We start from the raw sequence: 11,919 nt of genomic DNA on the forward strand, positions 1-11,919 counted from the left end.
AGGAGGTACTTCGCTGGAAGTAACGGCGAGCACGCCTGGAGCGCTGGCTATTGGTTTTGTTCTCGGATTGCTGAGTGACAGAATGATGCAACTTATCTCTCCCGTGCTGGACCGCGTAAGCAGGGCGTTCACAGGAACTTCGACAAAAGTGATAGCACGGTCAAAAAAGACCAGGTCAAAGAACCCGTAATATCGTCGGTTACTGTTGCCCTTATCGACTAAATTGGCTGCCACAAAATCTGTGGCCCTCTCGCTTATTGTCGGATGAGTGTCCCACGTGGCTGAAACTGGTTTTTAAGGCTTGCTGTCAGCTAACTGAGGCGCCCCTAATTTTATAGAGGCATGAAACGTCTGCTTCTGACCGATTTCTGCCAGTCGTCACCGGCAGCACGAGGACCGGAGACAACACCGGTCCTCTTCTCGCAGCGGTGCGTGTCGAGGTTCAGGTGGTCACCTGGCTGAGGGTCGCTTGGAGCAAAGGCGCGGCTTGTTCGTTGGTCATTGCAGGGTAAACCTGCATAGACATCAGGTCGCTCCAATCCAGGACCCATTTGAATACCAAGGCCAGGTCATCGGTTTCGGCCACCGCAAAACCGACATTCTGCCCCACTGCATGCCAGCGGCCGTGTACTTTCAGGTTCGGGGGTGGAGCGCCGCCGGTTTTAGCGAATCGAGCCATGGCGGCGTTGCGATTTTCCGTGGCAATGCTCCAGTGAATGATAAAAAGCATGTCGCACCTCCCAACTGGGATCGGCACCTGTTGACCACGCCGATCTGCGGGGCGCCGAGGCCACAGATATGCGCCTGTTACACACGTGAATTCCTACCTCGCCAACCACGCCTGAAACGAATGCATCAACCAATAGGAATAGCAGCGTTCTCGCGCTTTGCACGCTCGATGATCACGCCGAAAGCTTTTGTGGATTTTTCATCAAGTCCAAAGGTCACGGAAACTGATTTTGCGTTAGAGGAAATGCAGGCTAGGGTAGCGGCCTGCTTGGGCGCTGCTTATTTCAAACGTTGGGCAGCAAGAGCTGCGCCGCAGGGATCGGGGTGAATATCTTAAGCTGATATCATTCAAGAATTTACAAGCTGAGTGGAAAAGCATGAATCGTCGTAAAAAGATAAAGCAGTTATTAAAGGCCCACGCGAAAAAGGCCAGTGCCAAACTGGCACCGTCAAGCAAATCTAAATACATTAGTAAAGCTGACCGATTGGAGCTAGCTGCTGAATCCAGTCACGACTCAATCGTTTCCTCTGAGGGCTGATCTATTTTAAACACCACCGGAATTTATAAATTCGGTTGGGCTCGGCACTCTGAGGGCGCGTACCCTTAGGGCGCGGCCTAACAATGCGCTCAACGTCGCTCTTTTCGGTTGCTGCCTTTCGCGACAGGCAGAAGTCGACCCCGAGCTGACGGAGACGCTCGGTGCCAACTTCTCCTTCGCACATCAACTAGGGCCATAGATGTTAAACGACTCAATATGCAATCTCACGCTAGCCATAGCCTGTGCCATTGTGGACATAACGCTGTTGCCGAATTCGTCGGAAGCACAACCGGTTCAGTCTGGGTTGAATTCGTCTGAAGCCCGCCTTGTTAACGATCCCGTCGAAACTGAGGGAGTTCGCGCGGAATGGGAAAAGGACTTTATCCGGCTTGGAATGAAGGGGCGCATTTCGAATTGTCGGTTGATGCTACAAGTATTCTATGAAGGCATGAAGGATAAAAGCTACGGTGCAGTGTGCAGTTTTGACGGCGGCAACCAACCGCGTGACATATTGATCTGCGACGATACTCTCGTCGGTAAACTCACCATCAAAGCTTGGGGTTACGCAGAATCGGAACCCAACGTGTTGAGCTTCACGAAAGCGAACTGCCCTGCGGGTGGGTGAAGGAGCCAACAGCTTTACGCTTGTGCTCTGGCGGAATGATCAGCTTAGAGGCGTTGCTGCCACTCCCACCGGAGAGCTGACAGCAATGACGGCTCTTGGCCGATTTCTGCCTGTCGCTACCGACAGCAACGAGCAGCTCTCAGTCGATCATGGTTACTAAGCGTGCTTGGCAGATCGAATGCAAACACCTGGTCAAGTGCAGTTCAATCGAGCGGTCAGTACCGATGTAATCAGGTGGTCAGGTGGAGTGCAATTTCGCAACAGCTACGCCGCTTCGCATTGGACGCGCATGCGCCGAAGCCGCCCGTTCGCCGAACCGAGTCGCAGTCAGTTGCTAGGTCGGCAGAGGTCCGAACGCGCGGTATGAATCGACCAGGGCATCGAAAAGCGAGATATCCGAGCGACTTCTAGCAAAGAGCTGGGCACCGACAATAGCTGCGAAAATTGCACGTGCTCTAGATTCACTCTCACTTGATTCGCACAACTTCGCAGCCAATAGAAGCTTGCTTAACCATGCAATGTTGACATCAGCAAAGGTCTGAATTTCTTGCGTCATTTCAATGGGTAAAGTATCGGTTTCAGCGCCCATGAAACTACCCAGGCAGAGACGATTGTCGGCCTCAAGTGATCGGCGGAAAATTTCAGGAAAGCGACGCAGAGCGTCAATCGGAGACGCACTTTCTGATTCGATCATTTCGAGCGCGAGCGCACCGTCCTCCCAATATCGTTTGGCAACGGCAATACCCAGATCGGCTTTGCTTGGAAAATGGTAGTAAATGCTCGCCGCTTTGATACCTACATCTTGCGCAAGGTCGCGGAAATTCAAACCATTGTAGCCCTGCGATTGGGCAATTTTCTTGGCCGCCAACAGGATGGCTTCCTTGGAGTTGACGCTCATCTTGGTGCCTTTCGTCTTGGGACGATCTCTTAAATAGGGAAAGCTAATTTACAGCAAAGGCCTACCGTGTGACAGGTAGATTGTCAGTGAGAGCAGTGAGTTCAATGCGACTTGGGTGCTCAGGCAGAAGCCGTTCCATCATGGTTTAGCAAGCGGCACCGCCAGCCGACACTAGCGAGATCACTACGGTCACCGAGAAAGCTAGGGGGGTGGCGATCTCGGCGTACCGGAGTTTCCATTGAGAAGCTGTTACTGGGCTGGCGAATCCAGCTCAGGAATGCCGCTGTTGTGATCAGCGTAGGCAGCCTGGAAGCTTGGACGTTTTGTCCAGCGCTGCCAGTACGCATCTAGGAACTCAAAACGCTCGTCCAGTGGAGTGGCATTGACCGGGAATTTCGAGAAGGCGATCGCGGTTGCCAGGGTAATGTCCGAGAAGGTCGGGGCATCTCCGCCGAGCAGCCATTCGCGGCCGTCTGACAGATGACGATTGACCAGTGCAGCGTGAGCCAAAGCTTCCTTCCGGCAGTGTTCGCCCCAAGCCTCATTCTTGGTCAGTTCTAGCTTGAAGCCGAGTCCGGTGTGCAACACGTGGAACGCTGTAACGATGCGGTACAGGATGTGCACCCACACCCGGTTATCCCACATGTTATCCAGACCCTGTTCCAGTGCGGTCTCTCCCATGATCTTGCGACCTGGATACTCTTGGTCAAGATAACGAACGATGGCAGCCGTTTCGGAAATGTAGCTACCGTCAGCCAGTTGGAGGGTGGGAGTTTCGCCCCACGGGTTCATATTCAAATGACGCCAGCCACGCTGTTCGCCTACAGGGGACATGTCATAGATGGTCTCGGCAAATTGGTCAGCGATGCCTTTTTCGTGCATGAACAGACGCAGACGCTGTGGGTTCGGAAAGGCCGAAGGCGAAGTGAAAAGCTGAAGTTTAGTAGTCATGGTCGATCCTACAGGTTGGTGGTTGAGCCATCTAACTAACGTTAGGTAGACAAACCTTAGCGGACGATTCGATGCGCGTCAACACCTATCTAACGATCGTTAGGTAAATTTTTTTATGGGGGGGTCTGCCTGCATTGGTTCGATTGAGGTGAATCGCTCGCTTCAGCGGGAAAGGGCGCGCAACCTAACATCGGTCGCGAGGCTCACTCGCTTTATCCCCGCTGCGTAAGTGCATGGACTTGACCACCCACCGCAATCGTCAACAAGGGCACCTTGTTCACGCCGTCGCCCTAAGATGAATTCGTCAAGACGTGTCTACCGGACGGTTATCTATTTGAGTCATTTTCGATGATTATTCGACAGTCAGCTATTGGCCGTTTTCTGCCTGTTGCGACATGCAGCAATCGACCCAAACTATGTGAAAACGTTTTACAGCGCCTTAGACCGCCGGGATCGCAACAAAAATCGCTCTCACACAAAACCCAAGTCCGCTCACTAATCGGGCTCTGGCAGATTTTACCTAGCAACGCAGACGTCAAAACGGTACATGCGTTTCCACACAGCCTGGACCCATTGCGGACATCGCATCGTCCAAGAGGACAGCGGATCACCCTAAATTACAGCTGGGCCGATGCCTTGGATGACGCTGCACTTAGCCCGAATAGAAACCTCAGCAGTCGCGTCAACGGCACCCAGTAATCCGCTCTACCGCATTCCGAACTATCAATCCCCACCGCTTATGGGAACTTCATGAGCCATGACTTCGATACAGGTTGATCGAAATGCTCGAGAAATACGCGTTTCGGTTTGTGTACTAAAAATCAAAGAAAGGCCGATATCTGGTCCGAGGCTAGCGTCGGTCAGCGATAGAAAATGCACGCCGTCTACCACCCTGCGGCCGTGCAGCGATGGAATCAAAGCCACACCCAGGCGGCAGCGACCAAGCTGATGGTTGCTTGAATCTGCGTACTTTCCTGCACCACTCGAGGGATAAAACCGGCCGCCTGGCACGCACTGCTGACGGCATAATGCAGCCCGGTGGCCTCTTCGCGAGAGTAGGAAACGAACGGTGAGTCAGCCAGGTCGGCCAAGGCGATCTGCTGGCGCGTGGCAAGCACGTTGCCGGCTGGTACCACCGCGATCAGGCGATCGGCCTCTAGCAGCACGCTGGAGACCTGATAGCGATCGATGATTGGCGAGCGCACCAGTCCGACGTCGAGCAATCCGCGTTCGACTTCCTCGATGATGCGATTGGACGGGTAGTCCCGCAGCACCAGCTCGATCCCGGGATAGCGCTGGCGAAAACTCGGAAGAATGCGCGGTATCAGTGACAAGGTCGCCGAACCCACGCACCCCACCCGTAGCAGGCCCCGTACGCCTTCAACGGTTTCACGCGCGTGACGCTGGGCTTGGTCCAGGTGAAACAACGCTTTGCGCACGTCTTCCAGCGCAGCATCCCCAGCCTCGGTGAGCTTCACATGTCGAGTAGAGCGCTCGAACAGAGGCATTCCGAAGCTGTCCTCAAGCTTGCGGATAGCCACCGACAAGGGCGGTTGAGACATGTGCAGCAGCTCTGCTGTGCGGCGGAAATTGAGCGTCTCGGCTAGCACGACAAACTGGCGCAACTGACGAACATCCATATTGATACCGATCCAATATCAAACTGACGGAAAACAATATTAGAAAATGAAATGGTCCGTCGCTAGTCTCCTTTCTCAATAACTACAACATTGGGAACCACCCGCATGCATAACGAGATTCCATTACTCGGTCAGGGCCCTTTCTGGCAAGCGCTGGACGTGGGCCAGCGCTTTCGGACCTTTCGTCGCACAGTGACCGAAGCTGACCTCGTCAATTTTATTGGCGCGACGGGGCAAACCGAAGTGATCTTCATTGACGCAGACTTTCCCGGAGCCATCAAAGGCGGTCGGCCGGTGCCCTCTGCGCTTACCTACAGCCTGATCGAAGGCATCCTTATGCAGACGCTGCTACAGAATGTCGGTCTGGCGTTGCTGGAGCTGCATCAGGTGATCAAGGCACCGGTGCTGGTCAATGACAGCGTGTATGCAGTGGTGGAAATCACCGACATCCGGCCCACTTCAAAATCGGGTCGTGCCGTGGTCACGCAACAGGTCACAGTCTTCAACCAGAACGCCGTGACGGTGATGGAATACTCGGTCAAGCGCCTGCTCGCCGGTCAGCCAGCCTAAGGGAACACCGATGCTTGAAGCCTTGGATTTTGTACCTGAACCGTCGGCTCACGCTGAACTGCGCGAGCAAGTGCGCAGCTTTCTGCGGGACCACATGGCCGCTTACCCCACCGATATACGCGCTCGCAGTTGGCAAGGGTTTGACGCCGATTTCAGTCGGGCCCTGGCTGCTCGTGGCTGGGTCGGACTGACCCTGCCGAAAGCTTATGGCGGCGCCGAATTGGATGCTTTCGCCCGGTTTGCGGTCGTAGAAGAACTGCTCTGCGCCGGGGCACCGGTGGCGGCGCACTGGATTGCTGATCGACAAAGCGGCCCGTTGATTCTTCGCTACGGTAGCGAGGCGCAAAAAGCGTTTTATCTGCCACTCATTTGTCGAGCCCAGGCGTTCTTCTGTATCGGCATGAGCGAACCGGGGGCCGGTTCGGACCTCGCCAGCGTGCGCAGTCGGGCACAGCCTGATGACGATGGTTGGCTGCTGAACGGCCAAAAAATATGGACCACCTACGCCCAGCACAGCCAATACATGATTGCGTTGGTTCGTACCTCTGGCAGTACGGAGGACCGTCACCGCGGACTTTCGCAACTGGTTATCGACCTTGCCACGCCGGGCATTGATATTCGGCCCATTCGCGATTTGACTGGCAGCGCGCATTTTGCCGAAGTGTTCTTCCACGATGTCCGGCTCCCTGCCGAGGCGCTGATTGGCAGCGAAGGCCAAGGCTGGCAGCAAGTAACCGCCGAATTAGCGTTTGAGCGCAGCGGGCCGGAACGGCTGTATTCCAGCCTGGTGCTGTTGGATGCCTGGCTTGCCTGGCTACGTCAGCGCGGTTGTCGCGATGACGCGGTGCTGCTCGGCAGGCTACTTGCCGAACTAACCACCTTGCGCGGTTTGTCATTGGCGGTTACCGGGCGGTTGGTTGCCGGCCACAGCCCGGTGATCGAGGCGGCGCTGGTGAAGGATTTGGGAACCAGCTTCGAGCAGTCCGTGCCGTTGCTGATCGCTGATGCGATAGGCGCGGACAGTGAACCACCACCCGCGCTACTGCGCCGCACCTTGGATTATCTGTGCCAGATATCGCCAGCGTTCTCCCTGCGTGGTGGCACACGTGAAATTCTGCGTGGCGTTATCGCTCGCGGGTTGGACCTACGTTAGGAGCCACACATGAGTATCGATCATTTCGTCTGTGACGCTTTCAGCGACTGGCTGGGGGCGACTTTCGATAGCAAGCAGGTGCGGCTTCTTGAACAGGGTGTAGCTGACCAAGGTGCAGCTATTGCCACTGATTGGCAAAAGGTAGTCGATAGCGGGTTCGCTGACTTACTGGTGGATGAAAATGCAGGTGGCGCGGGTGCTGATCTGGCAACGGCAGGGGAGGTCCTGCAAACCTGCGGCGCCTGCGCTCTGCCCTTGGCGCTAGCGACCACTCTGTGGGTGCGCGCAGCATTGGCTCGCGAAGGTCATGGCATTCCGCAAGGCGCTATCGGGTTGGCGTGTGGGAAACGGATAGGCGCCGGAGTGATCTGCTCCGGTGTTGCGTTTGGCACCGTCGTGGATTGGGTTCTCGTTGTGCTGGGCGACGATGCCTGGTTGCTGTCGATGTACGGCGCCCAGCAGGCAACATCAGTAGAGCAGCGGAGCCTCAGCGTCGACTTGGCTTGGCCCGCAATACCCGTGGGCACTTTGAAGCTTGAGCACCGCTACGACTGGCAGGCCATTGGCGCAGCCATTTTCGCCGCGTTGATCGCTGGCGCGGCGCGAAGTGTGCTTCAACTGTCGCTGGCGTATGCCGCTGAGCGCAGCCAGTTCGGCAAGCCTATCGGCCGCTTTCAGGCCGTGCAGCAGCAGTTGTCGGTCTTGGCAGAAGAGGTCTACGCGGTGCGAATGGCTGCGCAACTGGCTTTGCGCGGCACCGATCTGCAAGTAGACCCTCACCTTGCAGCGCTCGCTAAAGCGCGTGCCAGCCAAGCCGTGCCCAACATCGTTGCCATTGGTCACATGGTGCACGGCGCTATTGGTATTACCGAAGAATACGATCTCCAGCTGCATACCAGACGCCTGCATGAATGGCGTCTGCAATTCGGTAGCGAACGTTACTGGCAGCGGCGCCTGGGCGAAGCGCTGCTCGACAGTGAGCTTCCTGTGCTCGACTTCATGCGCGCGCTCACCGAGCCTGGCTAACTCGCCCACGCTCACGCTTTCTCGAAGATGCCTAATAAAAATCACAATTGAGGCTCATCACATGGCGAACATCGCACCTCCGGTAGTTGGCGTACACACTGACGCCACACCGGCCCTTACACTGGCGACTGCCTGGCGACCGATTGTCGCGGGCAGTATCGGCAACACCATTGAATGGTTCGACTGGTCGATCTACACCGCTTTCGCACTCTATTTCGGTCCGCAGTTCTTTCCGTCGGACAGTGAAACCTCCGCGTTGCTGGCAACTTTCGGCGTGTTTGCGGTGGGTTTTGCAATGCGGCCGGTGGGTGGCCTGGTGATCGGTTTGTTCAATGACCGCGTGGGACGCCGTGCGGCGCTCACCCTTACCATTTTGATGATGGCCCTGCCTTCGCTGCTGATCGGTTTGCTGCCGACCTATGCCAGCATCGGCGTTGCCGCACCGATTCTGATGGTGCTTGCGCGGATGGTTCAAGGCGTGTCGGTGGGTGGCGAATATGGCGCTGCGGCAACCTTTCTCGCAGAATCTGCGCCCCCATCGCGGCGCGGTTTTTACTCGGGATTCATGTTCTTCAGCATCGCGTTGGGCTTACTGTTCGCCTCCGCTTTGGCATGGTTACTGACGTCGGTGTTGAGCAAGGAGCAGATGTTCGATTACGGCTGGCGCATTCCCTTTCTAATTGGCTCCCTGGGTAGCTTCGTCGGGCTGTGGCTGCGCCGCAGCGTGGCTGAGCCGGAAGCATTCGTAAGACAGAAAGCTAACAGCGCGCCGCTGCGCCATCCACTGCGCACCCTGTGGCGCGATCACCCAGAAGCGCTCAAACGCATGGTTGGTATCAGCTTGTTGGGTGCTTTCGGCTTTTATTTGTTCGTCAGCTACATCCCGGTGCATGCGATTCGCACGTCGGGCGCCACACCTGCCGTGGCGTATGCCGCCAGCACGCTGGCACTGGCTATATTCATGATTTCTCAGCCGTTGTTCGGCATGCTCTCCGACCGTTTCGGTCGCCGCCCGCAATTAATCCTCTTCGCTCTTGGCTACCTATTGTTGCTGTATCCCGTGGTATCGCTGATAGATGCTTCGTTCACCACCATCCTCGCAGTGGAGCTGTTCGGCTTGCTGTTTTACGGACTGTATTCATCGATTGCCCCAGCGGTGAAGGCCGAATTGTTCAGTACCGACGTTCGTGCCTTGGGTATCGGGCTGCCCTATAACCTGGTGGTCGCGATCTTCGGCGGCACCACACCCTATCTCATGACGTGGTTGCAGAGCCTGGGCCATGGCGATTGGTTTCTGTTTTATGTGTCCGCCGCCGCCTTGGTCAGCCTCATCGCGTTCTGGCGTATGCCAGAAACCTGTGGCAAGTCCCTGCGTTGAAATCTTGAAAGGAATATCTGATGAACGACTCCCCATCCTTCGCGCCCGGGGCCTTGGCTGGTATCCGGGTATTGGACTTGTCTCGCGTACTGGCCGGCCCGTGGTCTACGCAAATACTCGGAGACCTCGGCGCAGAAGTCATCAAGGTCGAGAACCCTGCCCGAGGCGACGACACTCGTGGCTGGGGACCGCCGTTCCTGGAAAGTGGTGACCAGCCCTGGGATGCCGCTTACTACTTTTGCACCAACCGTAACAAGCAAGCTATTGCGGTCGACTTCGCTCAACCGGAAGGCGCGGAAATCATCCGCAAACTGGCGGCCAAGGCCGATATTGTGATTGAGAACTTCAAAGTTGGAACCCTTGCTCGTTACGGCCTCGACTATCAAAGCCTGAAGGCGATCAACCCCAAACTGATCTACTGTTCGATCACCGGTTTTGGCCAGACCGGACCCTACGCCAAGCGTGGTGGCTATGACTTTTTGGTACAAGGCATGAGCGGTTTGATGAGCGTGATTGGCCGGCCGGATGGCGAACCCGGTGCCGGACCGTTGAAGGTGGGCATCCCGGCCAGCGATCTATTCTGCGGCCTATATGCCACGGTTTCGATATTGGCGGCGTTGCATCACCGCACGCGCACCGGCGAAGGCCAGGCGATTGACTGCGCGTTACTCGATTGCCAAGTATCGTTACTGGCGAATCAAGGCATGAACTACCTGGTCGGCGGCGAGGTGCCAGGGCGGCTCGGCAATGCTCACCCCAACGTCGTTCCCTACCGCGATTTCGCCGCAGCCGACGACTACATCCTCGTGGCCTGCGGAGGCGATGGACAGTTCCAGTCGCTGTGTCAGTTGCTGGATCGCCCAGACCTTGGTGACGATCCACGGTACCGCAGCAATGCAGGGCGTAGCCAGAATCGTAAAGAGTTGGAATTGCAGCTGGCACACAGCATCGCGAAGTGGCCAGCGGCCGAACTACTGGCCCGGATGGCGCAAAGCGGTGTACCAGGCGGTCCGATAAACAGCATTGCACAAGCGCTTGAAGACCCTCAGGTCCAAGCCCGTGACATGCTTCACCGGCTGCGTCGCGACGACGGCACTGAAGTAACGGTGATCGGCTTTCCGGCTAAGTTTTCCGCCACCCCGGCAAGCTATCGCTACGCCCCACCGGCTTTCGCTCAGGACACCGCGAGCGTTCTGCAGCGGACCCTGGAGTTTGACGACGAGACACTGACTCGCCTAGCCGTGAAAGGCGTCCTGGGCCTGTGAGGGGCAGGGTGACCCATAAGTATCTTGGAGCAGGGCAGAGGCGATCCCCGGGTGGAAGGAATAGTGATGAGTGTCAAATGTTATGTAGAAAATCCATCGTATCGGTTTCAACATTGATTTTAATCAATAGAACGTCACGGATGGTGTTGTAAACAAAGCATCAACCTCATGGGGATGCAGTTTGATGCACGAGTCCAACCAGACCGCCCGAGTTATCTGCAACGACCCTGAACTGACCGATCAGCTGCGCCAACTGTTGGCTCGCATAGCTCCAGATTGCGAGGTACTGAGCGCGCCGGCTGATTGCAGTGTCGCGCCGTTTTGCCGCTGGCTCGGTGACGCTCAATTGGGGTCAGCTGGGCGGATACAGGTCGCTTTGCTCGAAGCTACCGAGGTTTTGGAGCTGACCCGACACGCCTTCAAATCTCGCGAACTGGGGCTGCTACGGCGGCGCTTGGTAGCACTACTAGAACAGTTGCCAGATAATCCAGATTGATGTAAATATGCCATCAGTAGGTTCCGTTTGATGCGGGAACCGGTTTTGCCGAGCAGGACATTGGGCCTGAAAGACGAAACGCCGTGACAACGAGTTCTGGTTAAGAACTCGTTGTCGCGGCGTTTTTTTTTGTCAGCAAAAAGACATCTGTACAATCACAGGGCGTGAGAATGAAGGTGACAAAAGATCTGACGGAGTTGCTCAGGCGTATCCGTCTCGATCACGAGGAAATCGTCGAGCGCTTCCGCTTTCTCGACTGGAGTGCCGAAGATGCCGAGCGGCTCGGCTCAGCAGCTCAGCAGATGGCTCCAGCTCAGCAGGCTTTCATCGATCATTTGTACCGTCACCTGGCGAAATTTCCCACGCCGTCTGCGCTACTTCGTGTGCCGGAGGTCACGGCTCGCCTGAAGCACAGTCAAGCCGAGTATTACCAGCGTTTGTGGGGCGGTCCTTACGATGACGCCTACGTCAACGGCCGTCTGCGCATCGGTGTGATCCACCAACAGGTCGGCCTGGAGTTGAAGTGGTACCTGGGTAGCTACCGTCTATACCTTGACGACATGCTTGCAAGCGTGTTCGACAACAGTGACCAAGCCACTCTTTACTCAAGTCTGTTGAAGGCGGTGTTCTTCGACATGACCTTGGCCAT

General features: G+C 56.2%; 13 protein-coding genes. 9 read left to right on the forward strand and 4 right to left on the reverse strand.

The features are described 5' to 3' along the window. Positions 1-442: 442 nt before the first annotated feature. Complete coding sequence (locus M0974_RS12985) at positions 443-730, reverse strand: DUF3303 family protein (protein ID WP_297836961.1); 288 nt, start codon at positions 728-730, stop codon at positions 443-445. Between the two features lie 376 nt (positions 731-1,106). Between M0974_RS12985 and M0974_RS12990 the strand changes: the two genes are divergently transcribed. Both M0974_RS12990 and M0974_RS12995 read left to right on the forward strand, forming a co-directional pair. Further along, entirely contained in the window at positions 1,107-1,268 is a 162-nt protein-coding gene (locus M0974_RS12990) for a DUF2986 domain-containing protein (RefSeq protein WP_297836963.1), read from the forward strand. Between the two features lie 265 nt (positions 1,269-1,533). Next, the gene (locus M0974_RS12995) at positions 1,534-1,893 is read left to right on the forward strand and encodes a hypothetical protein (protein WP_297836965.1); all 360 of its coding nucleotides are present in this window, start codon (positions 1,534-1,536) and stop codon (positions 1,891-1,893) included. 334 nt (positions 1,894-2,227) lie between these two features. On the opposite strand, the gene M0974_RS13000 is transcribed toward M0974_RS12995, so the two are convergent. From M0974_RS13000 to M0974_RS13010, 3 genes are all read right to left on the reverse strand, one after another. Beyond that, positions 2,228-2,791: a TetR/AcrR family transcriptional regulator gene (locus tag M0974_RS13000; RefSeq protein WP_218429190.1), complete on the reverse strand. Its 564-nt coding sequence runs from the start codon at positions 2,789-2,791 to the stop codon at positions 2,228-2,230. Between the two features lie 249 nt (positions 2,792-3,040). Continuing rightward, positions 3,041-3,742 carry a glutathione S-transferase N-terminal domain-containing protein gene (locus M0974_RS13005; RefSeq protein WP_076030804.1) on the reverse strand — a complete coding sequence of 234 codons (702 nt, stop codon included), beginning with the start codon at positions 3,740-3,742 and terminating at the stop codon, positions 3,041-3,043. 914 nt (positions 3,743-4,656) lie between these two features. After that, positions 4,657-5,382, reverse strand: coding sequence for a LysR family transcriptional regulator (locus M0974_RS13010; RefSeq protein ID WP_297836983.1), 726 nt, complete (start codon positions 5,380-5,382; stop codon positions 4,657-4,659). A gap of 105 nt (positions 5,383-5,487) precedes the next feature. Between M0974_RS13010 and M0974_RS13015 the strand changes: the two genes are divergently transcribed. The 7 genes from M0974_RS13015 to M0974_RS13045 all read left to right on the forward strand — a co-directional run. After that, positions 5,488-5,952 carry a MaoC family dehydratase gene (locus tag M0974_RS13015; RefSeq protein WP_297836986.1) on the forward strand — a complete coding sequence of 155 codons (465 nt, stop codon included), beginning with the start codon at positions 5,488-5,490 and terminating at the stop codon, positions 5,950-5,952. A gap of 10 nt (positions 5,953-5,962) precedes the next feature. Beyond that, positions 5,963-7,105: an acyl-CoA dehydrogenase family protein gene (locus tag M0974_RS13020; protein WP_297836988.1), complete on the forward strand. Its 1,143-nt coding sequence runs from the start codon at positions 5,963-5,965 to the stop codon at positions 7,103-7,105. 9 nt (positions 7,106-7,114) lie between these two features. After that, positions 7,115-8,131 (forward strand): acyl-CoA dehydrogenase family protein, encoded by a 1,017-nt coding sequence (locus M0974_RS13025; protein WP_297836990.1) that lies wholly within the window; start codon positions 7,115-7,117, stop codon positions 8,129-8,131. Positions 8,132-8,192: 61 nt separating this feature from the next. Then, on the forward strand, positions 8,193-9,509 hold the full coding sequence (locus M0974_RS13030) for an MFS transporter (protein ID WP_297836992.1): 1,317 nt from the start codon (positions 8,193-8,195) through the stop codon (positions 9,507-9,509). A gap of 20 nt (positions 9,510-9,529) precedes the next feature. Further along, on the forward strand, positions 9,530-10,774 hold the full coding sequence (locus M0974_RS13035; protein ID WP_297836996.1) for a CaiB/BaiF CoA-transferase family protein: 1,245 nt from the start codon (positions 9,530-9,532) through the stop codon (positions 10,772-10,774). Positions 10,775-10,958: 184 nt separating this feature from the next. Further along, positions 10,959-11,270, forward strand: coding sequence for a hypothetical protein (locus M0974_RS13040; protein ID WP_297836999.1), 312 nt, complete (start codon positions 10,959-10,961; stop codon positions 11,268-11,270). Between the two features lie 170 nt (positions 11,271-11,440). Then, positions 11,441-11,919 (forward strand): protoglobin domain-containing protein (locus M0974_RS13045; RefSeq protein WP_297837001.1); only part of this gene is annotated, 479 nt, incomplete at its 3' end.

This window comes from Pseudomonas sp. (genome assembly GCF_026224925.1).
Taxonomy (GTDB): domain Bacteria; phylum Pseudomonadota; class Gammaproteobacteria; order Pseudomonadales; family Pseudomonadaceae; genus Aquipseudomonas.